22 protein-coding genes and 1 pseudogene are annotated in these 23,783 nt (G+C 60.3%); 11 read left to right on the plus strand and 12 right to left on the minus strand.

Translation table 11 applies throughout. The features are described from left to right. Positions 1-49 precede the first annotated feature (49 nt). Genes JFT58_RS03185 through JFT58_RS03195 form a run of 3 tightly spaced genes read right to left on the minus strand, consistent with a single transcriptional unit; the run spans position 50 to position 2,553 of the window. A complete protein-coding gene (locus JFT58_RS03185) occupies positions 50-820 on the minus strand; it encodes a MetQ/NlpA family ABC transporter substrate-binding protein (protein WP_003187353.1) in 771 nt (256 codons plus the stop codon). 51 nt (positions 821-871) lie between these two features. After that, positions 872-1,546, minus strand: coding sequence for a methionine ABC transporter permease (locus JFT58_RS03190; RefSeq protein ID WP_003187354.1), 675 nt, complete (start codon positions 1,544-1,546; stop codon positions 872-874). Further along, positions 1,546-2,553, minus strand: coding sequence for a methionine ABC transporter ATP-binding protein (locus tag JFT58_RS03195; protein ID WP_034129230.1), 1,008 nt, complete (start codon positions 2,551-2,553; stop codon positions 1,546-1,548). Before JFT58_RS03195 ends, JFT58_RS03190 begins: the two co-directional genes overlap by 1 nt. A 265-nt stretch (positions 2,554-2,818) precedes the next feature. On the opposite strand from JFT58_RS03195, the gene katE reads away from it, so the two are divergent. After that, on the plus strand, positions 2,819-4,960 hold the full coding sequence (gene katE / locus JFT58_RS03200) for a catalase HPII (protein ID WP_054897236.1): 2,142 nt from the start codon (positions 2,819-2,821) through the stop codon (positions 4,958-4,960). A gap of 86 nt (positions 4,961-5,046) precedes the next feature. On the opposite strand, the gene JFT58_RS03205 is transcribed toward katE, so the two are convergent. The 4 genes from JFT58_RS03205 to zur are packed head-to-tail and all read right to left on the minus strand — an operon-like array spanning position 5,047 to position 7,837. Beyond that, positions 5,047-5,766: a PA5502 family lipoprotein gene (locus JFT58_RS03205; protein WP_014716334.1), complete on the minus strand. Its 720-nt coding sequence runs from the start codon at positions 5,764-5,766 to the stop codon at positions 5,047-5,049. 37 nt (positions 5,767-5,803) lie between these two features. Beyond that, positions 5,804-6,592 carry a zinc ABC transporter permease subunit ZnuB gene (gene znuB, locus JFT58_RS03210; protein WP_034129232.1) on the minus strand — a complete coding sequence of 263 codons (789 nt, stop codon included), beginning with the start codon at positions 6,590-6,592 and terminating at the stop codon, positions 5,804-5,806. Beyond that, a complete protein-coding gene (gene znuC / locus JFT58_RS03215; RefSeq protein WP_003187361.1) occupies positions 6,585-7,355 on the minus strand; it encodes a zinc ABC transporter ATP-binding protein ZnuC in 771 nt (256 codons plus the stop codon). The genes znuB and znuC overlap by 8 nt, the downstream gene beginning before the upstream one ends. Then, positions 7,355-7,837: a zinc uptake transcriptional repressor Zur gene (zur, locus tag JFT58_RS03220; protein ID WP_054897235.1), complete on the minus strand. Its 483-nt coding sequence runs from the start codon at positions 7,835-7,837 to the stop codon at positions 7,355-7,357. Before zur ends, znuC begins: the two co-directional genes overlap by 1 nt. Before the next feature lie 58 nt (positions 7,838-7,895). Here zur and JFT58_RS03225 point away from each other — a divergent pair, with 58 nt between their 5' ends. Next, complete coding sequence (locus JFT58_RS03225) at positions 7,896-8,825, plus strand: zinc ABC transporter substrate-binding protein (protein WP_054897234.1); 930 nt, start codon at positions 7,896-7,898, stop codon at positions 8,823-8,825. Positions 8,826-8,932: 107 nt separating this feature from the next. Here the strand turns inward: JFT58_RS03225 and JFT58_RS03230 are convergent, their stop codons facing one another. Together JFT58_RS03230 and JFT58_RS03235 are read right to left on the minus strand one after the other, a co-directional pair. Continuing rightward, positions 8,933-9,886 (minus strand): homoserine kinase, encoded by a 954-nt coding sequence (locus JFT58_RS03230; protein WP_054897233.1) that lies wholly within the window; start codon positions 9,884-9,886, stop codon positions 8,933-8,935. Between the two features lie 56 nt (positions 9,887-9,942). Then, positions 9,943-10,233, minus strand: a complete 291-nt coding sequence (locus tag JFT58_RS03235; RefSeq protein WP_016978788.1) for a DUF2782 domain-containing protein — start codon at positions 10,231-10,233, stop codon at positions 9,943-9,945. A gap of 74 nt (positions 10,234-10,307) precedes the next feature. Here JFT58_RS03235 and polA point away from each other — a divergent pair, with 74 nt between their 5' ends. Beyond that, positions 10,308-13,103: a DNA polymerase I gene (gene polA, locus JFT58_RS03240; protein ID WP_054897232.1), complete on the plus strand. Its 2,796-nt coding sequence runs from the start codon at positions 10,308-10,310 to the stop codon at positions 13,101-13,103. A gap of 271 nt (positions 13,104-13,374) precedes the next feature. Here polA and yihA read toward each other — a convergent pair whose 3' ends face one another. Continuing rightward, the gene (gene yihA / locus JFT58_RS03245) at positions 13,375-14,016 is read right to left on the minus strand and encodes a ribosome biogenesis GTP-binding protein YihA/YsxC (protein ID WP_003187369.1); all 642 of its coding nucleotides are present in this window, start codon (positions 14,014-14,016) and stop codon (positions 13,375-13,377) included. Positions 14,017-14,208: 192 nt separating this feature from the next. On the opposite strand from yihA, the pseudogene JFT58_RS30155 reads away from it, so the two are divergent. The 6 genes and pseudogenes from JFT58_RS30155 to JFT58_RS03270 all read left to right on the plus strand — a co-directional run bounded on the left by JFT58_RS30155 (position 14,209) and on the right by JFT58_RS03270 (position 19,688). Next, positions 14,209-14,416, plus strand: a pseudogene (locus JFT58_RS30155) (cytochrome). A gap of 33 nt (positions 14,417-14,449) precedes the next feature. Beyond that, positions 14,450-15,076 carry a c-type cytochrome gene (locus JFT58_RS03250; RefSeq protein ID WP_014716340.1) on the plus strand — a complete coding sequence of 209 codons (627 nt, stop codon included), beginning with the start codon at positions 14,450-14,452 and terminating at the stop codon, positions 15,074-15,076. Between the two features lie 167 nt (positions 15,077-15,243). After that, positions 15,244-15,879, plus strand: coding sequence for a thiol:disulfide interchange protein DsbA (gene dsbA, locus JFT58_RS03255; protein ID WP_003187375.1), 636 nt, complete (start codon positions 15,244-15,246; stop codon positions 15,877-15,879). Positions 15,880-15,889: 10 nt separating this feature from the next. Continuing rightward, positions 15,890-16,768, plus strand: a complete 879-nt coding sequence (locus JFT58_RS03260; protein ID WP_003187377.1) for an endonuclease/exonuclease/phosphatase family protein — start codon at positions 15,890-15,892, stop codon at positions 16,766-16,768. Next, complete coding sequence (locus JFT58_RS03265) at positions 16,765-18,822, plus strand: GGDEF domain-containing protein (protein ID WP_054897231.1); 2,058 nt, start codon at positions 16,765-16,767, stop codon at positions 18,820-18,822. The genes JFT58_RS03260 and JFT58_RS03265 overlap by 4 nt, the downstream gene beginning before the upstream one ends. Before the next feature lie 89 nt (positions 18,823-18,911). Beyond that, positions 18,912-19,688, plus strand: a complete 777-nt coding sequence (locus tag JFT58_RS03270; RefSeq protein WP_054897230.1) for an N-acetylmuramoyl-L-alanine amidase — start codon at positions 18,912-18,914, stop codon at positions 19,686-19,688. A gap of 32 nt (positions 19,689-19,720) precedes the next feature. On the opposite strand, the gene JFT58_RS03275 is transcribed toward JFT58_RS03270, so the two are convergent. Both JFT58_RS03275 and algB read right to left on the minus strand, forming a co-directional pair. Then, entirely contained in the window at positions 19,721-21,508 is a 1,788-nt protein-coding gene (locus JFT58_RS03275; protein ID WP_054897229.1) for an ATP-binding protein, read from the minus strand. Between the two features lie 10 nt (positions 21,509-21,518). Then, positions 21,519-22,865, minus strand: a complete 1,347-nt coding sequence (gene algB / locus JFT58_RS03280; protein WP_034129241.1) for a sigma-54-dependent response regulator transcription factor AlgB — start codon at positions 22,863-22,865, stop codon at positions 21,519-21,521. Between the two features lie 389 nt (positions 22,866-23,254). Here algB and JFT58_RS03285 point away from each other — a divergent pair, with 389 nt between their 5' ends. After that, complete coding sequence (locus tag JFT58_RS03285) at positions 23,255-23,539, plus strand: hypothetical protein (RefSeq protein WP_020301400.1); 285 nt, start codon at positions 23,255-23,257, stop codon at positions 23,537-23,539. Between the two features lie 77 nt (positions 23,540-23,616). Then, a complete protein-coding gene (locus tag JFT58_RS03290) occupies positions 23,617-23,781 on the plus strand; it encodes a DUF1328 domain-containing protein (protein WP_003187386.1) in 165 nt (54 codons plus the stop codon). Positions 23,782-23,783: the final 2 nt, after the last annotated feature.

Consider the following 23,783-nt stretch of genomic DNA (forward strand, 5'->3'; position numbering starts at 1 on the left):
ACGAGAGGCGTTCCCACGCGGAGCGTGGGAACGATCAGATCAGGAGAAATCAGAACGCCGGTTTGATCGCGCCTTTGTACTTCTCTTCGATGAATTTCTTCACTTCAGGCGTGTGCAGAGCTGCGACCAGCTTCTTCACCGCGTCCGCATCTTTGTTGTCTTCGCGGGTCACCAGGATGTTCACGTAAGGCGAATCGCTGCCTTCGATCACCAGGGCATCCTTGGATGGGTCCAGCTTGGCTTCCAGGGCGTAGTTGGTGTTGATCAGCGCCAGGTCGACCTGGGTCAGCACGCGCGGCAGGGTGGCGGCTTCCAGTTCGCGGAATTTCAAGTTTTTATCGTTGCCGGTGATGTCCTTGATGGTCGACAGGATGTTGGTCGGGTCCTTCAGGGTGATCAGGCCGTTCTTGGCCAGCAGCAACAGCGCACGGCCGCCGTTGGTGGCGTCGTTCGGGATCACCACGTTGGCGCCGTCAGGCAGGTCGGCCAGTTTTTTGTACTTGCTGGAGTAAGCGCCCAGAGGTTCGAGGTGCACAGCGCCGACGCTCACCAGGTGAGTGCCTTTGGCCTTGTTGAATTCATCCAGGTACGGCTGGTGCTGGAAGAAGTTGGCATCCAGGCGCTTTTCAGCCACCTGTACGTTCGGCTGCACGTAGTCAGTGAAGACTTTGACCTTCAGATCCACGCCTTCTTTGGCCAGGGCAGGCTTCACGAATTCGAGGATTTCGGCGTGAGGCACCGGCGAAGCAGCGACCGTAATGGTCTCGGCGTGGGCGGAAAACGCAGCCACGGCGGCGAAAGCAACCAGTAGTTTTTTCATCCAGCAAGCTCCTTGTTCGGGCATCTGCCGGCTATGTGCCGGCAATGGCCGTTATTTACGAGAAAAGTGCACCACCAGCCGGTCGCCGACGGTTTGCAGAATTTGCACCAGAATCAACAGCATCACCACAGTGACCACCATCACATCGGTCTGGAAACGCTGGTAGCCAAAACGGATTGCCAGGTCGCCCAGGCCGCCAGCCCCGACCACACCAGCCATCGCGGTGTAGGAAACCAGTGTAATCGCCGTCACCGTAATCGCCGCGAAGATGCCAGGGCGGGCCTCGGGCAATAGGGCATTGGTGATGATCTGGCGGGTGGTGGCGCCCATGGCCTGGGTGGCTTCGATGATGCCACGGTCCACTTCGCGCAGGGCGGTTTCCACCAGGCGAGCAAAGAATGGCGTGGCACCGACGACCAGTGGTGGGATCGCGCCGGCGACACCCAGCGACGTGCCGGTGATCAGTACCGTGAACGGAATCATCACGATCAACAGGATGATGAACGGCAGCGAGCGCAAGATATTCACGATCAGCGACAACAGCGCGTACAGGCCTTTTTGTTCGAATAGCTGGCGCGGGCTGGTCAGGAACAACAGCACGCCCAGGGGCAGCCCCAGTAGCACGGTGAAGAACAGCGAGCCGAACAGCATGGTCATGGTGTCGCCGGTGGCGAGCCAGATTTCAGACCAGTCGATATTGGCGAAGAAACTCAGGAAAACGTCCATCAGCGCAGGACCTCCATGTGAACGTCGGCGGCGGTGAAGCGTGCGAACGCGGCTTCCATGTCACCGCCGGTGACGGCGAGGGTCAGTTGCCCGTAAGGGATGTCTTTGATGCGGTCGATACGACCGGCAAGAATGCTGTAGTCCACACCGGTTTCCCGTGCGACGGTACCCAGCAGCGGCGCGTAGGTCGCGTCCCCTTGGAACGTCAGGCGCACGATACGGCCTGGCACATGGGCAAAGTCGTCGCGCTGCTCGCCTTCGTCCACCTGTTCGGCTTCTTGTACGAAGCGCTTGGTGGTCGGGTGCTTGGGGTGCAGGAACACGTCGGCCACCGAGCCTTGCTCGACGATTACCCCGGCGTCCATGACGGCGACCTGGTCGCATACGCGGCGGATCACGTCCATTTCATGGGTGATCAACACGATGGTCAGGTTCAACTCGCGGTTGATCTCGGCCAGCAGTTGCAGGACCGACGCCGTGGTTTGCGGGTCGAGGGCGCTGGTGGCTTCGTCACAAAGCAGGATTTTTGGCTTGGTCGCCAGGGCTCGGGCGATGCCGACGCGCTGCTTCTGGCCGCCGGACAACTGCGCCGGGTACTTCTTGGCGTGGTCCGACAAGCCGACGCGGGCGAGCAGCTCAGCCACACGCTGGTCGATTTCCTTGCGCGACAGTTCACCGGCGAGCGTCAGCGGCAGCGCGACGTTGTCGGCCACGGTCTTGGACGCCAGCAAGTTGAAGTGCTGGAAGATCATCCCGACCTGCTGGCGAAAGCGCCGCAGGCCGTTGGCGTCCAGCGCAGTGACTTCTTCGCCATCCACCTTGATCTGGCCGCCACTGGGCTCTTCCAGACGGTTGATCAGGCGCAACAGGGTGCTTTTACCGGCACCCGAATGGCCAATCAGGCCAAACACCTGGCCGTTCTCGACGCGCAGGCTGGTGGGGTGCAGGGCGGGGATATCCTTACCGGCGACGCGGTAGGTTTTATGGACGTTTTGAAACTCGATCACGTAGCGAACCTTGTGGGGCGCATTGAAAAGGGATCAGCGGTTAGCCGGGCGCGCATTTTAGCCTGTCCATCTAGTGTTTCTTAGCATTTATTTCGTATCCATCCAGCGATTTGGCAATAACGAGACCAAAGGTCATAAAAAAGGAACGGCACAAAACCCCATCAGTCACTACATAAGCAATTCGATGTCCCGGGTGCCGTGCCTGGGGTTTCGCTCAAACGAGCCGGGGACCGCTCTGGCCACTTTGACTAAGGAGTTTTGACTGATGAGTACCAAGAAGCCAGCCACCCCGCCCAAGAGTGAACTCGCGGGCACTGATACCCTGGACCGAGGGAATACCAACGCCAAACTGCAGGCATTGGAAGAATTCCGTTCCGACGCGACCGGCCAGGCCCTGCGCACCAACCAGGGCGTGAAGATTTCCGACAACCAAAACAGCCTGAAAGTCGGCGCCCGCGGCCCTTCGCTGCTGGAAGACTTCATCATGCGTGAAAAGATCACGCACTTTGACCATGAGCGTATCCCCGAGCGCATCGTGCATGCCCGTGGTACCGGCGCCCATGGTTACTTCCAGAGCTATGGCGACCACTCGGCACTGACCAAGGCCGGTTTCCTGCGCACGCCTGAACACAAAACCCCAGTGTTCGCACGTTTTTCCACGGTGCAGGGCCCGCGTGGTTCCGGCGACACCGTGCGTGACGTGCGCGGTTTTGCCGTGAAGTTCTTCACCGACGAAGGCAACTTCGACCTGGTGGGCAACAACATGCCGGTGTTCTTCATCCAGGATGCGATCAAATTTCCTGACTTCGTCCACGCGGTGAAACCCGAGCCTCATAACGAGATTCCTACCGGCGGTTCGGCCCACGATACGTTCTGGGACTTTGTTTCGCTGCAACCGGAATCCGCGCACATGGTGATCTGGGCCATGTCCGACCGCGCCATTCCAAAAAGCCTGCGCGCCATGCAGGGCTTTGGGGTACACACCTTCCGTTTGATCAATACCGAAGGTAAGTCCAGCTTCGTGAAGTTCCACTGGCGTCCAACAGTCGGCACCTGCTCGCTGGTATGGGATGAGGCGCAAAAGCTGGCCGGTAAAGATACGGACTACCACCGTCGTGACCTGTGGGAAGCGATTGAAAGCGGCGATTACCCTGAGTGGGAGCTGGGCGTACAGATCGTGGCCGAAGAAGACGAGCACAAGTTTGATTTCGACTTGCTCGACCCGACCAAGATCATTCCAGAAGAACTGGTACCGATCACGCCGCTGGGCAAAATGGTGCTCAACCGTAACCCGGACAACTTCTTCGCTGAAGTCGAGCAGGTTGCGTTCTGCCCGGGTCACATCGTGCCGGGCATCGACTTCACCAACGACCCATTGCTGCAGGGCCGTCTGTTTTCCTACACCGATACCCAGATCAGCCGACTGGGCGGGCCGAACTTTCATGAGATTCCAATCAACCGGCCTGTCGTGCCTTTTCATAACGGCCAGCGCGACGCTCAGCATCGCACCGTGATTGATAAGGGTCGTGCGTCCTACGAGCCAAACTCTATTGATGGTGGTTGGCCGAAAGAAACCCCTGCTGGTCCTACCGATGGTGGCTTTGAGTCCTACTACGAGCGCGTCGATGCCAACAAAGTACGTGAGCGCAGCGAATCCTTCGGTGACCATTTCTCCCAGGCGACGCTGTTCTACAACAGCATGAGCCACCACGAGAAAGAGCATATTATCGCGGCCTACAGTTTTGAGCTGGGCAAGGTGGAGCGCGAGTTCATCCGTGCGCGCCAGGTCAACGAGATCCTGGCCAATATCGACCTGGAGCTGGCCAAGCGCGTTGCGCAGAACCTGGGCTTGCCGGCGCCGACCAAGGGCACCGTGCCTGCCCGTGAAACGTCGTTGAAAGAATCGCCAGCCTTGAGCCAGGTGAACTTGCTGTCGGGCGATATCAAAACGCGCAAAGTGGCGATTCTGGCAGCCAACGGCGTTGATGGTGCGGCCATTGACGCGTTAAAAGCCGCGCTTGAAGCTGAAGGCGCCCATGCCAAGTTGCTGGGGCCTACTTCGGCGCCGGTGACCACCGCGCAGGGCAAGACGCTGCCGGTCGACGCCTCGATGGAAGGCATGCCGTCCATTGCCTTCGACGCAGTGTTTATCCCGGGTGGCAAAGAGTCCGTGAAGGCGCTGAGCGGTGATGGCGTGGCGTTGCATTACGTACTGGAAGCCTACAAACACCTGAAGGCGATTGCGGTAGCCAGCGATGTGAAGCCGTTGCTGGACCTGCTGAAACTGGAGGAGGATGCGGGGTTGATCGTGGGCGCGGATGCCAAGGCGTTCAAGGCCTTCTTTGCGGCGATTGCCCAGCATCGAGTGTGGGCGCGTGAGCCGAAATCCAAGGCGATTCCGGCTTAACTTATCGGTTGTTTGTTAGATCGTCATCGCAGGCAAGCCAGCTCCCACACTGTTCAAATGTGCGAGCTGGCTTGCCTGCGATGCTTTTAATCCGCCTTGCGCGGAATCAGCACAACCTGCGCCGGAATATGTTTCAGGATTTGCCGGTGAATTTTCAGGTCATACCCCGAATCAATTCGCTTCACCCGCTTGGTCAATAACGTGGCCAGCCACGGGTAATCCTGGGTGCGTGGCACCTGGATGCTGACGTCGCACTGGTAATTCACCACATCGGTGGCGATGGCGTCCAACTGATGGCGCATGTCTTCAACATCCGCAAGGTTCAGCGCCACGGTGGTGCTCGGCGCTGCCGGGTCGATGACCTTGGCGGCAGGCTTGGCCTCAGCGGCTTTCAACGCAGCTTCTGCCTGGTCCAATTCGGCTTTGCGCGCATGGCTGATGGCGCTGTTGACGCCACCGGTCAGCGCAGGGGCCTTGGGCATCAAAGCGCGGGCACGGCTCAGGGCCGTGGCGGCCGCGTTGACGTCGCCTTTTTGCAGCACGATCTGGCTGCGCTGCAGGTAGGCTTCGGCCAATTGACGCTGGTAGGCCTCAAGTGCCGGGTCGTTGGGCGATTGGGCCTGCAATGCAGCCAGTTGGTCTTCGGCGGTGGCCAATTCGCTGCTGGCCAGGTTTTGTTCCAGCTGCGCGATGGCCGCAGCCCGCGGATCCGGAGCCTGGGGGGCAGCGGGCGGCGTACTTTGGCAGGCGCCCAGCAGCAGTGAAAATGCGGCAAGGAGCAGATAACGGGAGGTGAACGGCTTCATTCCTGCGACTCTCTATTTGCGCAAAAAGCGAGCAAGTCTACACCCCTCGACGGGGCAGGACAAAACTCAGCAGAAACAGGGCGGCCGCCGTAACCACAATCGACGGCCCGGCCGGTGTGTCCTTGAACCAGGACAGCGCCAGGCCACCACACACTGCAAGCATCCCCAGGAGGCTGGCGCCAATTGCCATCTGCTCCGGAGAGCGAGCGTGGCGCTGGGCAGCGGCGGCTGGAATGATCAGCAGCGACGTGATCAACAATACGCCGACAATCTTCATCGCGACAGCAATCACCACGGCGATGAGCAACATCAAGGCCATACGCAGGCCTGCGACGGGCAAGCCTTCTACCTTGGCCAGTTCTTCATGCACGGTGATCGCCAGCAACGGGCGCCACAGGGCCACCAGCAACACCAGCACCGCAGCGCTGCCGCCGAGGATCCAGGCCAGGTCGGTCGGGCTGATCGCCAGCAGGTCACCGAACAGGTAGGCCATCAGGTCGATGCGCACTTCATGCATGAAGCTCAGCACCACCAGGCCCAGGGACAAGGTGCTGGGTGCGAGGATGCCCAGCAGGGTGTCGGAGGCCAGTGGCTGGCGTTGCTGCAGGGTCACCAGCAGCACGGCTAGCAGCAGGCAGCCGACGGTCACGGCGATGGCCGGGCTTACATCCAGCAGAAAGCCCATGGCCACGCCCAGCAAGGCGGCATGGGACAAGGTGTCGCCGAAATAGGCCATGCGTCGCCAGACCACGAACGAGCCCAATGGGCCCGCCACCAGTGCCAAAGCCAAGCCTGCCAGCAGGGCGTAGAGCAGAAAATCAGCCATGCTTGCAGCTATCTCCATGAACGTGGGGGGTATCGACGACGGCGCCATGCAGGTCATGGGCGTGGTCATGGTGGTGATGGTAGATCGCCAGGCTCTGGGCGTTCTTGCCGAACAGCTCCACGAACGCCGGGTCGCCACTGACCTGTTCCGGGTGGCCGGAGCAGCACACGTGGCGGTTGAGGCAGACCACTTGGTCGGTGGTGCTCATGACCAGGTGCAAGTCGTGGGAGACCATCAGTACGCCGCAACCATGGCGGTCGCGCAGACGGGTGATCAGGCTGTACAGCTCGGCCTGGCCGGCGACATCGACACCTTGCACGGGTTCATCGAGTACCAGCAGCTCGGGCTCGCGCAGCAAGGCGCGGGCCAGCAGCACGCGCTGCATTTCGCCGCCGGAAATACTTTGCACCGGGTTGTCGATGACGTGTTCGGCGCCGACTTCCTTAAGCGCAGCCTGGGCGCGGGCGCGGTCTACGCCAGGCACCAGGCGCAGGAAGCGCAATACGGAGAGCGGCAATGTCGGGTCCACGTGCAGCTTTTGCGGCATATAGCCCACGCGCAGCTTGGGCTTGCGCCAAACCGTGCCGCTGTGGGGCTTGAGCAGCCCGAGCACGGCGCGCACCAAGGTGGTTTTGCCAGCGCCGTTGGGGCCGATCAGGGTGACGATTTGCCCCGGTTCCACGCTCAGTGCGATGTTCTCCAGCACGTTTTGCCCGGCGAACGTGACCCCGACCTGCTCCAGGCGGATTAACGCATTGCTCATCAAACCCCCTGGCAGCCTGCGCACAGGCCGACCACTTCGACCGTTTGCCCTTCGACCTTGAAGCCGACGTCGGCAGAGCTTTTGATAATGGCGTCGCTGATGCTTTTTTGTTCAAGCTCAATGGCGGCGTGGCACTCGCGGCAGATCAGGAACTGGCCCTGATGCGTGTGCTCCGGGTGGTTGCAACCGACAAAGGCATTGAGCGAGGCAATACGGTGCACCAAGCCGTTTTCCAGCAGGAAATCCAGCGCACGGTAAACGGTGGGTGGCGCGGCGCGGCGGCCGTCCTGCTCGCTGAGGACGCCAAGAATGTCGTACGCGCCCAAAGGCTTGTGGCTCTGCCACACCAGCTCCAGCACCCGGCGACGCAAGGCGGTCAGGCGCAAGCCTTTCTTTGCGCACAGGGTGTCGGCCTCTGACAATGCGGTGTGCACGCAGTGAGAGTGGTCGTGGGGACGGCTGGCAAGCGGTGTTTTAGGCATGAGCGGCGACAGATATTTGATAGAGACGTTATTATGTTACCCGTTCCTACGCCATCGAGTGGTCATCGTGTCCCGACTTTTTCCCGTTTTTGTCGTATTTGTCACCAGTTTGTTCGTTGCCGGTGCCGCTCAGGCCGAGGTCAAGGTGCTGACAAGCATCAAGCCGTTGCAGCTGATTGCAGCTGCCGTGCAGGACGGCGTGGCCGTTCCAGAGGTGTTGCTGCCGCCGGGGGCGTCGCCGCACAACTTCGCTTTGCGCCCATCCGACGTACGGCGTGTGCAGTCGGTGGACCTGCTGTACTGGATCGGGCCGGACATGGAAACGTTTTTGCCGCGTGTGCTCAAAGGCCGTACGGCGCCAACGGTGGCCGTGCAGGACCTGCCAGGCATGAAACTGCGCGTCTTCGGCGAAGATAGCCACTCTCATGCCGATGAAGCCGACGAACATGATCACGATCACCGCCCAGGCAGTGTGGATGCGCACCTGTGGCTGTCCACGGTCAATGCACGTGTGATCGCCGCTCGGATGGCGGCCGATCTGAGCGCTGCCGACCCAGCCAATGCCGAGCGTTATCAGAGCAATGCGAAGGCCTTCGAAGAACGCCTGAACGCGCTGGATGCGCGCCTGAACCAGCGTTTGGCGGGCGTTGATGGCAAACCTTATTTCGTGTTCCACGAAGCCTTTGATTACTTCGAAGAGGCGTACGGTTTGAAGCATGCTGGCGTGTTCAGCGTGGCCGCCGAAGTGCAGCCGGGCGCGCAGCACGTAGCGGCGATGCGCGCGCGTTTGCAGGAAGTGGGCAAGACTTGCGTGTTCAGCGAGCCGCCGTTGCGACCTCGCTTGGCCGAAACCCTGGTGGCCGGGTTGCCGGTGAAGTTGGCGGAATTGGATGCGTTGGGTGGCTATACGCCAGCTACCGCGCAGGGTTATGAGCAGGTACTGGAAAGGCTCGGCAATGACTTGGCCGGTTGCCTGGAGTCGCTCTAACACGCAACACAAAACCCCTGTGGGAGTGGGCTTGCCCGCGATAGCGCAGTATCAGTCGATACTGCTATTGCAGGCAAGCCAGCTCCCACATTGGCCGAGTCGGTCTTTTAAAGTGCGAACGGCAGGTGGACCGTGACCTGTTGACGCTGCGCCAAGCGGTGCTCGAACTCAGCCGGGTCATGAATCAACACATCCTGCCCTGCAAATGATTCGGCCGCGATCAGCCGGGACAGCCAGAACCGTACGCACGCCACGCGCAGCATGGTCGGCCATAGCTCGGCTTCCTTCGCGGTAAACGCCCGTAGCCCCGCGTAAGCGCCCAGCAGCGCCCGGGCACGGTGACCGTCAATCACGCCATCGGCATCCGAGCACCAATCATTCAAGGCGATGGCCACGTCGTAGAGCATCGGCCCCGAACAGGCGTTGTAGAAGTCGATCAGGCCTGTCAGGTGCGTGCCTTCAAACATCGCGTTATCGCGAAACAGATCGGCGTGCACATTCGCCCGCGGCAGGCCGAGGATGTCGGCCTTGTGGGCGTCTATCTCGGCCAGCGCATCGCGCAACAGGCGTTGCTGGGCCTCGTTGAGGTGCGAAAGGAGTTGCGCGCCCTCGCAGAGCATCCAATCCAGGCCGCGGTCGGTCTTGCGTTCAAGTACCTTTTCGCCCTGGGTGGCCAAGTGCAGGTGGCCGAGCAGTTCGCCAACCTGGGTGCAATGCTGTGCATTGGCCTCCTTGATGTGCTTGCCCGCCAGGCGCGGTTGCAGCAAGGCCGGTTTGCCCTTGAGTTCGCGCAAAGCGATGCCGTCGGTGGTACGCAGGGCGTACGGCACAGGCAGGTCGGCGTCGTGGAGCACGTCAAGCAGTTCGATGAAGAACGGCATTTCTGCCACCGGGCCACGCTCAACCAGGGTCAGGACGAATTCACCCTGTTCCAGGCTGATAAAGAAATTGGTGTTTTCGCTGCCGGCGGCAATCCCCTGGAAATCAAGCAGGCGGCCGAGCCCATAAGGGGCGAGAAAGGTTTCCAGCTCGGGCCGAGCCAGGGGGGTGAACACAGACATGGTTAAAACTGCCGTTACGGGCGCTGCGGTGGGCAGCGCCGGTTAAAATTAAGAAATCATTTCCATTCGAAGATCTTCCATGACGGGATCAGCATATCCGGCTGGTCAGAGCGGATGAAGTTCGCGTCGGTGCCGTCCGCACGTACCAGAAAGTACGGTGGTGCGCCCTTCGGGGTGACCTTGATCGCATACAGAAAGCCGTTTTGGCGGTATTCCTGGATGGTTTTGTCGCCTTCCGTGCGAATGGTAACTTCCGGATCACCTCCAGGGGCACTGTCTGCCGCCATGGCAGCCATCGGAGCGAGTGCAATCAAACCGGTCAACAGCAGGCGATTGAATGTACGCATGATAACCTTGTCCCTTTGTTTTCATTGGTCCGGCTATTCTAGCGCCTGACCCGCCGAAAAGGTTGATCCTGCTCATGAGCCAAGCGCCCCTCGTCCTGGTGGACGGTTCTTCTTATCTGTACCGCGCCTTCCACGCGCTGCCACCGCTGACCACCTCCAAAGGCCTGCCCACCGGTGCGGTGAAGGGCGTGTTGAACATGCTCAAAAGCCTGCGGAAGCAGTACCCGGACAGCCCATTTGCGGTGGTTTTCGACGCCAAGGGTGGGACGTTTCGCGATGAGATGTACGCCGAATACAAAGCCAACCGCCCGAGCATGCCTGATGACATGCGCCTGCAGATCGAGCCGCTGCATCAAAGCGTGATCGCTCTTGGCTTCCCGTTGCTGTGCGTCGAGGGCGTCGAGGCCGATGACGTGATCGGCACCCTGGCTCGCAGCAGCGCGGCCGCCAGCCGCCCGGTGGTGATCTCGACCGGTGACAAAGACATGGCGCAGCTGGTGGACGGCCACATTACCTTGGTCAACACCATGACCGGTAGCTCGATGGACATCGAGGGCGTTAAGGAGAAATTCGGCGTCGCTCCGGAGCAGATCATCGACTATCTGGCGTTGATGGGGGATTCGTCCGACAACATTCCCGGCGTTCCGGGCATTGGCCCCAAGACCGCCTCCGGCTTGCTGGTGGGAGTCAATGGCGGCCTCAAAGAGCTTTATGAGCAGCTGGATATTGTGCCGACCCTGCCTATCCGTGGGGCCAAGACCCTGCCGGCCAAGCTGGAGGAGCACAAGGAGATGGCATTCCTGTCCTATCAGTTGGCGACGATCAAGATCGATGTGCCGCTGGATATCGGGTTGGATGATTTGCACCTGATCGAACCGGATCGCGAAAAGCTGCTGGAGCTGTACACGCTGCTTGAGTTCAAGAGCTGGTACGACGAGATTCAGCGCGATGCCAAGCGTGTCGAGCTCAAATCGGCGAGCGAGGTTGCGCCGGCCGCCGAAATGCCGGTCGAGGCTGTTATATCGGTACCGGTCGAGGCGGTTTACACCACTATTCTGGATCAGGCCACCTTCGACGTGTGGCTGAAAAAACTCCACGATGCGCCGTTGTTTGCTTTCGACACCGAAACCACCGGCATCGACGCCCAGCAGGCGCAATTGGTCGGGGTCTCGTTTGCTGTGCAGCCCCATGAAGCCGCCTACATCCCGCTGACCCATTCCTATATCGGCGCGCCGGATCAATTGGACCGCGACACCGTGCTGCTGGCCCTGAAACCGCTGCTGGAAGACCCGACCAAACTCAAGGTGGGCCAGCACGCCAAGTTCGACATGAACATTCTGGCCAACTGCGCCATTGGCGGCGACCCTGCACAGGGCATTACCGTGCGCGGCATCGCCTTCGACACTATGCTCGAATCCTACGTGCTCAATTCCACCGCGACCCGGCACGATATGGACAGTCTGGCGAAGAAGTACCTGGATCACGACACGGTCAGCTTCCAGGACATCGCCGGCAAAGGGGCCAAGCAACTCACGTTCGATCAGATCGCCCTTGAGCAAGCCGGCCCCTACGCGGCCGAAGATGCCGACGTGACCTTGCGCCTGCATCAGCACTTGTACGCGCAACTGGCGGCGATCCCGAGCCTGGCCAGTGTGCTGACGGACATCGAGATGCCGCTGGTGCCGGTGCTGGCACGCATCGAGCGCCAGGGCGCACTGGTAGACAAGGACCTGCTCGGCATTCAGAGCATCGAGCTGGGTAACAAGATGGTCGAGCTGGAGCGCCAGGCGTACGAGATCGCCGGTGAAGAATTCAACCTGGGTTCGCCCAAGCAGCTCGGGGCGATCCTGTACGAGAAGCTCGGCATGCCGGTGCTGAAAAAAACCGGCAAGGGCCAGGCATCCACCGCTGAGGAAGTGTTGGCCAAACTGGCCGAAGATGATTTTCCGTTGCCCAAGGTATTGATGCAGTACCGCAGCATGAGCAAGCTCAAAAGTACCTATACCGACCGCCTGCCGGAACAGATCAACCCGCGTACCGGGCGTATTCATACGTCTTACCATCAGGCCGTCGCGGCGACCGGGCGCTTGTCCTCCAGCGATCCGAACCTGCAGAACATCCCGGTGCGCACCGCCGAGGGGCGGCGCATTCGCCAGGCGTTTGTCGCGCCCAAGGGCTACAAACTGCTGGCGGCGGACTATTCGCAGATCGAGCTGCGGATCATGGCGCATTTGTCCAAGGACGAAGGCCTGATGAACGCCTTCCGCAATGACCTGGACGTGCACACGGCCACGGCGGCCGAAGTGTTCAAGGTCGAGTTGAATGAGGTCACGTCCAACCAGCGCCGCAGCGCCAAGGCGATCAACTTTGGCCTGATTTACGGCATGGGCGCCCAGAAGCTGGGCAAGGACATCGGCGTCGATACCAAGACCGCCAAGGCTTACATCGATGTGTACTTCGCTCGCTATCCAGGGGTGCGCGAATATATGGAGCGAACCCGCGCCCAGGCTGCGGATCAGGGGTATGTCGAAACCTTCTTCGGGCGGCGCCTGTACTTGCCGGATATCAACTCCAACAAGCCCCAGGAGCGCGCGGCGGCCGAGCGCACAGCGATCAACGCGCCGATGCAGGGTACGGCGGCGGACATCATCAAGAAAGCCATGGTGCAGGTGGATAACTGGCTGACCGAGTCGGGCCTGGATGCCAAGGTCATCCTTCAAGTGCACGACGAATTGGTGCTGGAGGTGCGTGAAGACCTGGTCGCGCAGGTCAGCGAGAAGATTCGCGAGCATATGAGCGCGGCGGCTCAGTTGGACGTGCCTTTGGTGGTGGACGTAGGCGTAGGCGATAACTGGGACGAGGCGCACTGATTCCGCGGCTTTGCCATCACCGTTAGTGGTGGCGAAGCGGTTTAGATCGGAAACCGTCGTCAGTTATTTCCAATAGTTTTTTGAGCCTGTCGGAACTTAACCTGTGAACTGCCACTCAGAGTTACTGAATGGGTGGTGAAGCCCTTCAATGCTCCTATGTTGTGTTAAGTGTTGGCAGATAATTCCAGACCCCGCCCTAGCGGTCCGGAACTTGAACCCCGAACTTCCCCTCCCCAAAAGAAGTCCGGGGTTTTTTTTGCCCGTAGAAAAGTTACTCGGCGATTTCTGCGCCCTTGTCCGCCAATTCCATCCAGCCGGCCAGTACGGTGTAGGCCTCTTCAAGGCCCATGCGCTTGGGGGCGGAGAACAGCTGAATCGTGATGGTATCGCCCCAGCCCTTACGGATTTCGGACTGCACTTTGAGCAGGGTGTTCTTGGCTGCGCCGTAGGTGAGCTTGTCGGCCTTGGTCAGCAAAATGTGCATCGGCATGCCGCTGGCGACAGCCCAGTCGAGCATCAGCAAGTCGAAGTCGGTCATTGGATGGCGGATGTCCATCATCAGGATCAAACCCTTCAAACTCTCGCGACCGCCCAGGTAAGCCTCAAGGTGACGCTGCCAGTGCAGCTTCAGCGGGATAGGTACTTTTGCATAACCGTAGCCCGGCAGGTCGACCAGACGCCGATCATCGTCTAGCTTGAAGAAATTGAGTAGTTGCGTGCGGCCCGGGGTTTTCGAGGTGCGCGCCAGGCTGGCGTGAGTCAGGGTGTTCAGTGCGCTGGATTTACCGGCGTTGGAACGGCCGGCAAAGGCGACTTCAAAGCCCTCGTCATCGGGGCATTGGTCCACTTTGGCGGCGCTGAGCATGAAGGTGGACTGTTGGCACAGGCCGAGGATGGGGTTCTTGAGTTGCATGAGATTTCCGATGTGGGCGGTGCCGAGAAAGGGTGCGGCAAGCGGTGTCGTTTCCGTTTCAGTAGCGCCAGTATATAATGCCGCAGATTTTGTGTGTGCTTTGTCCCAGCGAAGGATGAGGTTCACGGGAGCGAAAGACCTTTATTGCGCATTAGAACGCAAAACGCTCTCAAACCCTGAATAGGTCGATGTATGGACCGACGGTTGCTCGCTTCTGCTGCCCTGATTCCGCTTTACGGCGCTCAGGCTACACAGGATCAACCGAGTTTGCATGGTCAGGCTGACGCAGTGCGTGACCCAGGGTTTCAAGGCAATGCCGCCGCGTGGTTTGTGCATGGACTGCAGTACTGAGGATTACCAGGCCGTCATTGATTTGATGGTGAGTAAACCCGGTAGATAACTCTTAAACCCTTAGCCGTAGTTGGATTAGCTGATGAACAAACTGATCGTGAGTCTGCTGTTGACCTTGGGCATCACAGGCGCTGCCGTCGCTGCAGAGGGCCCCGTCAAAGGTGATGCCACTGCCGGTCAAGCGAAGGCCGCCGTGTGTGGTGCCTGCCACGGCCCGGATGGTAACAGCCCGGCGCCGAACTTCCCCAAACTGGCCGGCCAGGGTGAACGCTACCTGAGCAAGCAGATGCACGACATCAAGGACGGCAAGCGCACGGTGCTGGAAATGACCGGCCTGCTGACCAATCTCAACGATCAGGACCTGGCGGACCTCGCGGCGTATTTTGCCAGCCAGAAGGGTAGCGTGGGAGCTGCCGATCCTAAATTGGTCGCCCGCGGAGAGCAGTTGTTCCGTGGCGGTAACCTGGAAAAAGGCTTGCCCGCCTGCACCGGTTGCCACTCGCCCAATGGCGCAGGCAACGCTGCCGCAGGCTTCCCGCACCTGAGCGGCCAGCATGCCACCTACATCGCCAAACAGTTGACCGACTTCCGCAAAGAAGAAGCCGGCCGGGCCAACGATGGGGACGCCATGACCATGCGCACCATCGCTCGCAAGCTGAGCGACGAAGACATCGCAGCCCTCTCCAGTTATATCCAGGGCCTGCACTGACGGGGCTGGGCGTTAACGCTCGATTAATCCCGCGATGCAAGCATAAAAAGGGTGGCTCAGGCCGCCCTTTTTTGTGGCCGCTGCCGTTACACTAACGAACTCATGTCCGCGTAGACCTGTCACAACAAAGGTCGCGTGAGGCGACTTTATTTGTCCAGGAGTAAAGCATGCGTAATCTGATCCTCAGCGCCGCTCTCGTCACTGCCAGCCTCTTCGGCATGACCGCTCAAGCTGCCGATGTGCCGCTTGAAGCCGGTAAAACCTATGTTGAACTGGCTAACCCGGTTCCGGTTGCGGTACCCGGCAAGATCGAGGTGGTGGAGCTGTTCTGGTACGGCTGCCCGCATTGCTACGCCTTCGAGCCGACTATCAACCCATGGGCTGAAAAGCTGCCCAAGGATGTTAACTTCCGTCGCATTCCTGCCATGTTCGGTGGCCCATGGGACGCCCACGGCCAACTGTTCCTGACGCTGGAAGCCATGGGTGTTGAGCACAAGGTCCACAACGCTGTCTTCGAAGCGATCCAGAAACAAGGCAAGCGCCTGACCAAACCGGACGAAATGGCTGACTTCGTTGCTACTCAAGGTGTCGACAAGGACAAGTTCCTGGCGACCTTTAACTCCTTCGCTATCCAGGGCCAAATCAAACAGGCCAAGGAACTCGCGCAGAAGTACGGCGTGCAAGGCGTTCCAACTCTGATCGTCAACGGCAAATACCGTTTCGACCTGGGCAGCACCGGTGGTCCTGAAGCGACCCTGAACGTTGCCGACCAACTGATTGCCAAAGAACGCGCTGCCAAGTAAGGGGCTCGCCATGCGCCGCTGGGGTACCGAGCGTGTCGTTGGCCTGCATGAACCGCAGGTCAACGAGCATCACCTGGAGTCCACAGGCCTGCCGGCAGACAGCCGCTTGCGCCTGCTCAGCTTCAATATCCAGGTGGGCAACAGTACCGAGAAGTATCGGCACTATCTTACGCGTGGCTGGCAGCACCTGCTGCCCCACAAGGGGCGTACCGGTAACCTGCAGAAAATCGGCGACCTGCTCAGCGACTTCGACTTGGTCGCCCTGCAGGAAGCCGACGGCGGCAGCCTGCGCTCCGGCTATATCAACCAGGTGGAACACCTGGCTCAGCTGGGCGCCTTCCCGTACTGGTATCAGCAACTCAACCGCAACCTGGGGCGCCTGGCGCAGCACAGCAATGGCGTACTCAGCCGCCTCAAACCCACGGCTATTGAAGATCATCCCTTGCCAGGCCCCAAAGGGCGCGGGGCGATCCTTGTGCGTTTTGGCGAAGGCCCGGAAGCCTTGGTGGTGGTGATGATGCACCTGGCCCTCGGGGGGCGTACGCGCAACCTGCAACTGGCCTACGTGCGTGAATTGATTGGTAACTACAAGCACCAGGTGCTCATGGGTGACATGAACACCCATGCCAACGACCTGCTGCAGAATTCTCCGCTGCGCGACCTGGGGTTACTGGCCCCGCAAGTCGAAGCCACGTTTCCCAGCTGGCGCCCGCAGCGCTGTCTTGACCATATCCTGCTCAGCCCAAGCCTCACACTGGAAAGTGTGCAGGTGCTAGCGCAGCCCATTTCCGATCACCTGCCGGTCGCGGTAGAGATTCGTCTGCCGGGTTCGCTCACGGCTGATGCATTACCCGCGTTGAGCCCAGGCCCTCGCGGACCCCTTGCATGAGCGACGACGCCCAGCGCTGGAAAGAGAAATACCTCCAGAGCATCGAGCAACAAGACAAACTCGAACGCCGCTGGGCTGCCCGCCTCGATTTGCTGCGCCGCGGGCTGGTGCGCAGCACGCTGGCCGCTGAAGGCACCGACCGCGCCGTCGATCAATGCATGAAGGAAATGCGCGATGTCGTGCGCACGGACGACATGGACGCTGCCCTCGCCGCTTTACTGCCACGCCTGGAAAAGGCCGTGCTGGATTCGGAGCAGCGCCGCGAAACCCGTGTCGACCAGATCAGCACCGCGCTCACCGCCTTGGTCACCCAGTTGCAAAAGCTGCCGTTGCCCCGCGAGGTGGCTCGCCCGCTGAAAACCTTCGCCAAGCAACTCGATGGTCGCGTGGCACAAGCGCGGGAGATACCCCTGCTACTCAGTGAGCTGAGCAGCCTGCAGGGGCAGGCGCTGAATAATCTGGAGCCTGAAGGCGATACCGCACGCCCAGGCCCGGGCCTGTTGCAACGCCTGTTCGGTAGTAAGGAGGCCGCCAGTGAAGCATTGCCGGTTGACGCTGAGCCACTGCCGGCAATGCAATTGGCAGCGCCAAAGCCTGCAGCGCCCAAACCCGCACCCGAACCGGAAGAACCTGCGCAATCGGAAGAGCTGACCCAAGCCTTGCGTGCCTTTGCACCGCTGTCACCCACACCCGTGGCCTTGAAGGCTGCGCCTGTTGCCGCGGCCGAAGGGCAAGAGGTCGCCAGAGAAACGCCGGTATTCGACGCTCCAGAGCTGCCGTCGATTGCGCCTGCGCAATTACCGGAGCCCGACGTGCAGGCGCCACCGGTTGCGGAGCCTGCTCACGAAAGCGCACTCGCTGCCTTTATCGAACCGCCGCCGGCTCCAGTCGAAACGCCGGATGAGACCACCATCGGCAGCCTGTCGCTGCCCCCCGTGCTGGAAAGCCCCGAGCCTGACGAGCTGCAACCGGACGGCACCTACGCCCTGCCCGATTCGCCTGAACCGTCCTACAGCTCGGTGGCCAAGCACATTGAAGGCACTTTGCTCGGCCTGCTGGAAGACCTTTCCCTGCCCGAACGTCACCAGCCCCAGGCCGAGGCGATGCGTGAGCGTCTCGCCCATGGTTTGAATTGGTACGAACTGCTGCCGATCCTGGATGACCTGGCCGTGCTGATGCTGGCGGTCACCGACAGTGGCCAGCATGAGTTCGAGGCTTATCTCAAGCAGCTCAACGAGCGTCTCGAGGCATTCCAAGGGCATTTGCAGGTCGCCAGCGACGGCCACGCCGACAGCAGCCTGGCCGCGCGGGAGTTGGACACACAGATTCGCGAGCAGGTGGACGGCCTGCAAAGCAGCGTGCAGGACGCCGCCGACCTGGACAGCCTCAAGCAGGTGCTCGAAAGCCACCTTGAAGGCTTGCTCGGCACCATGGATGAACACCAGCAACAGCGTGACCTGCGGGAACAGGAAGTGGCCGCACGCCTCAAAGGCCTGGCTGAACGCGTGGCCCATATGGAGCAGGAGGCCCAGGGATACCGCGAGCACCTGGAGGTGCAGCGCCAGAAGGCCTTGATCGATCCGCTCACCGGGCTGCCCAACCGTGCGGCGTGGAGCGAACGCCTCGATTACGAGGTCAACGCCTGGCATCAGCGCGGTAACAGCCTGTCGCTGGCCATGCTCGACCTGGACCACTTCAAGCGCATCAACGACGGTTACGGTCACCTGGCAGGGGACAAGGTCTTGAAGATCATCGCCAACGTGCTGAGCAAACGCCTGCGGCCGACTGACTTCATCGCGCGTTTCGGGGGTGAAGAGTTTGTGCTGCTAATGCCCGACTCAGCTTTGGCGGATGCGTTGGCCGTGGGTGAACTATTGCGTGAGGCCATTGCAGCGTGCCCGTTCCACTTCAAAGGTGAGCCGGTAACGATCACGGTGTCCATGGGCGTGGCGCAGTTTCAGGCCGGCGAGCGCAGTGACCTGGCGCTCAAGCGTGCCGACCAGGCGCTCTACAGGGCAAAGGCTGCGGGACGTAATCAGGTGCAGGCGGCATAAAAGATGTTCCATTTTGTGATTTGACCGCCTAGCCATGAACCTTACGTTACACTGTTGCATTATCGTCTTTCAGTGTAATACCTCTCGCCATGAAATCCTTGTATATCGCTTTAGCGTTTCTTCTGCTTGCCGGCTGCGCCAGCGGCCCGCGTCTGAACACCAGCCATCCTTCGGTTAACCACGACAACCGCGTGCAGTTCGTTGTGGTGCATTACACCTCGACCAACCTTGAACGTTCCCTGGCGCTGTTGACCCATGGCCAGGTCAGCAGTCATTACCTGATCGGCGACGACGCCTCCGGCACCATCTACAAGCTGGTGGATGAAAGCCAGCGCGCCTGGCACGCCGGGCAAAGCGAGTGGATGGGGCGCACCTGGCTCAATTCCAGCTCCATCGGCATCGAGATCGTCAACCCAGGGTTCAGTGATACGCCGACGGGGCGTGTGTGGTACCCGTATTCCGAAGCGCAGGTGCAGTCGCTGATCGTGCTGCTCAAGGACATCAGCAAGCGCAATGGCATCGACCCCAAGAACATCATCGGGCACAGCGACATTGCCCCACTGCGTAAGCTGGACCCAGGCCCGTTGTTCCCTTGGAAACGCTTGGCGGCAGAAGGTCTGGCCGTGTGGCCGGATGCCCAGGCAGTGGCCCGGTTCCAGGTGCAGTACGCCGCGCAGTTGCCGAGCATTACCTGGTTCCAGGAAGAGCTGGCGCGCCTGGGCTACCAGACGCCGCAGACCGGTGAGCTGGATGTGGCCACAAGGCACGTCATCGCTGCGTTCCAGATGCGCTTTCGCCCGTCATTGTTTGACGGCACCCCAGACGCTGAAAGCGCCGCGATCCTGAAGGCCTTGAATCACCGCTGATGGTGTACAGGTAGGAGCGAGCAAGCTCGCTCCTACAGGGGCAATGCCATATAGAACTGCGTACCCTGCCCTGGCCGCGAGTACACACCCATGCGGCCGCCGTGCAATTGCACGATTTCCTTGCACAGTGCCAAGCCCAGGCCCGCACCGCCCTTCTTGCGGCCCACCTGTACAAAGGGTTCGAAGATCCGCCCTTGCTGGCCGTAGGCAATGCCTTCGCCGTTGTCCTCGACGCTGATAATCACCCGCTCGCCATGCCGTCGTGCCTGCAGGCGAATCTGCCCGCCTTCGGCGGTGTGGCGCAGGGCATTGCCCAACAGGTTGTCGAGCACCCGCTCCAGTTGCACTTGGTCGGCATACAGCCTTGGCAACTCAGGTTGAGCTTCTACCAGCAACTCAATGTGCTGGGCGTTCGCAGGCTCAGCAAACCGAGCCCGTGCGTGCTCCAGCAAGTCGGTGACATCGCACGTGCCCAGGGTGAGTTTCTGCAGGCCGTTCTGGTAGCGCGAAAAGTTGAGCAGGTCGTTGATCAACTGCATCAGGCGCTGCATTTCTTCATTCACCGTATCCAGCAGGTCCGCCTCGCGGGAGTCCGGTGGGAACTTGGCCCGCTCACGGAACAAGCCGAAGGCCATGTGCATGCCGGTAACCGGCGTGCGCAGCTCATGGGAGGCGCGCAATACGAACTCGCTGCGCACCCGTTCGAAGGCGCGCTGTTCAGTCACATCATGCAGCACCATCACGGCCCCGAGAATGTGCCCCTGTGTATGGCTGACCGGGGTCAGGCTGTAGGTCAGCAGGCGCAACTCACCCTCGACTTCCACCTCCAGATCGTCCGGGGCCCGCTCCAGGTTGCCGCCGCGCAGCACCAGTTGCAGCTGTTCATCCATTTCCGCACGACCCATGGCTTCACCAAGGCCTTGACCCAGCCGCTCCTCATCCCAGCCCAATTGGCGCTGCGCTACAGGGTTGAGGTGCTCCAGGCAGCCTTGGCGATCAATCATCAACAGGCCGTCATCGATACTGTCGAGCACCGCTTGCAGGCGCTGTTGGCCGGCCAGCAGTTCATCGATGTTAGTGGCCTGATGTTGGCGCAACGCTTCGGCCATGATGCCGAAACGGCGGGTCAGCAGGTTCATTTCCGCTGCGGAGGAGATCGGCAGCGTGACTTCAAAGTCGCCCTGCCCGATCTTGTCGGCGGCCTTGGCCAGGGCCTCGATGGGACCACCGAAACGCCGGGCGATGCCATGGGCCGTGACGAAACCGATGATCAGCACCGCGAGCCCTACCAGCCCGAGCAGGCCCGCTATCAACAGGGCGCGCTCACGGGATTTATGCTCACTGGTACTGATATTTTCCAGGGCCCGCTTGTGGTCGGCGATCAAGCCGTTGCGCAGTATGTTGAAGGTCTCGGTGAGCTTTTCCTTGCTGCCCGCAGGCGGTGATGTCTGCTGGGATTGGTCAAACGCCTTGAGCAGATTCTGGTAATCCGAGCGTGCCTGGCTGAAACCATGGTTTTTGCCGTCGACCTGCTCATGGGCGATGCCCTGATCCAACAGATCGAAATAATGCTGCTTGGAGGCTTGCAGGGCGTCTGGGTCGGGACGCTTCTCCAGCATCATGATCAACTGGTCGCCCAGGCTCTGACGCAATTTGAGCCCCAGGTCCAGGGTGATGAAATTACTGCGGATCAGCGATTCCTGGGTCTTGGCCATTTGCATGACGCTGACCAAGCCCAGGACCAACCCCAGCAAAGCCACGGTAATCAAGGCTGAGATGCTCAGGAATAACCGGGTGCGCAGTTTCATCGCGAGCTTCATAAGGTCCTGTTCAAAGGTTGTACTGCTTGCGTTTGCGGTACAGCGTCGACGCATCGATGCCGAGTGTGCGGGCCGCTTGGTCCAGTGTGTCGCTGGTCGCAAGTACGGCGCCGATATGGGCTTTCTCCAGCTCGTCAAGGCTCAAAGCCGACCCGATACGCGGTGCATTGTTGGCCGGTTGCTCAGCCATCCCCAGGTGGCTGATCTCAACCTTCTCCTGGGGGCAGATGATGCTGGCGCGTTCCACTACGTTGCGCAGTTCACGAATATTGCCGGGCCAGCGGTAGTTCAGTAGCGCTTCGCGGGCATTATCGCTGAAGCCGCGCGCCGGGCGTGCGTATTCCTTGACGAAGCGGGCAAGGAAGCGGTCAGCCAGGGTCAGGATGTCTTCACTGCGTTCGCGCAGCGGGGGCAGGTGCAAGGTGATGACATTCAGGCGGTAGAGCAAGTCTTCACGGAAACGGCCATCGCGCACCATGTCTTCCAGGTTCAGGTTGGTGGCTGCGAGGATGCGCACGTCAGCGCGGCGGGTGACTGGGTCGCCCACGCGCTCATACTCTTTGTCTTGGATAAACCTCAGCAACTTGGGTTGCAACGTGAGCGGGAAATCGCCGATCTCGTCGAGAAACAGCGTACCGCCGTCCGCCTGGTTCACTCGGCCCAGGGTGCTTTCACTGGCGCCGGTGAATGCGCCGCGGCTATGGCCGAACAGTTCGCTTTCCATCAGTTCGGCGGTCAGTGATGGGCAGTTGATGGTCACGCAGGACTTCTTCGAGCGCTTGCTCCAACCGTGTATCGCCCGAGCCAACTCACCTTTACCGGTGCCGGACTCGCCGAGAATCAAGATATTGGCGTCCGTCCCGGCCACCTGCCGCGCGGTTTCCAGCACCACCATCATTGCCGGGCTATGGGAGTCCAGGCCGTCTTTGGGCTGGCGCACCTCGCCTTCCAGCGCTTCCAGCCGCGCAGAGAGCTGACGTACCTCCAGCTGTTTGGCCGTGGCCAGGCGCAGTTGGTCAGGGCTGCAAGGCTTGACCAGATAGTCGGCGGCGCCAGCCTGGATGGCGTCCACGGCGGTATCCACGGCCGAATGGGCGGTCACAATCACCACGCGCATCCACGGAGCCTGCACGCGCATCTGGGCCAGCACGTCCAGGCCATTGTCCTCGCCCAGGCGCAGGTCGAGGAAGCACAGGTCGAACACCTGACGCTGCATCAGGGCATCGGCCTGGGCGGCGCTGTTCGCGGTGGCGACGGTGTAGCCCTCATCTTCCAGGCAATAGCGGAAGGTGCGCAGGATCGCGGATTCGTCATCCACTAAAAGAATGCGGCCTTGAAGTTCCTTGGCTGAATCCATCTGTCCCGCACTCCTTAACTATAAATGTGATGGTGTTTAGTCCCGGAATAATCGGGCAAGTTGCATGGTTTATTCTGATTCATAAAAGGCTTCTTCGTGCAGCTATCTGCGCGCCTTCCTACAGACGTGGTTTGCGGACATTTTCAGGACTTGTTGCTCTTCGATCCTTCGATGTGCGCGCCAGGTGTCTGGTTCCGCCCACTGGTCATCGTGCATTTCGCACGGCCTGCAAGGAGGCATCGTGCAGGATGCTAGGCGACGAATCTATCGAGCAAGTGTAAGTGCTTGATTTTATTGTGTTTTATTTTGCAATAAAGCTGGCATGCACTCTGCAATATCTCCCCCAAGAGCGTCATGAACGAATAATCAGAATGCGGGAGTAATGCAGCATGACTCGCCAAAGCCTCAGCCAATTGCGTGTATCGCCGCTGCGCTTGCAGCAGGGCCTGTTCGCCAGCCTGGCCTTGATGGTCACGTTGATTGCCGGCCAGCAGTTGCAGCATTGGCAGGAGCGTGCGCAGCCAGCCCCGCAATTTGAACGTCCTGTCATGACCCAGACCCATTTTCGTTCCATTGGCAGCGCCAGCGCCGATGTGACTGCCCCGCAATTGAGCCTGGTAGACCAGGGTTCCACTCTGGACGAACTGCCGGCCCATGACCGTTGGGTGTTCTAGGTAAAAAATGTCGCTCGTGTTGAGCGGCTGCACGGTATCACCGCTGTTACCCCTATAGAAGCATAAGGAGAATCACCATGTTGAGTTGGGCAATCACATTTCTGATCATCGCCATTGTGGCCGCAGTCCTGGGCTTCGGTGGTATCGCTGGCACCGCCACCGGCATCGCCAAGATCCTGTTTGTGGTCTTCCTGGTGATGTTTATCGCTTCGTTCTTCTTTGGTCGCAAAGGCCGAGGTTGAAT

The organism is Pseudomonas sp. MF6767 (assembly GCF_016405475.1).
Lineage (GTDB): Bacteria > Pseudomonadota > Gammaproteobacteria > Pseudomonadales > Pseudomonadaceae > Aquipseudomonas > Aquipseudomonas paracarnis.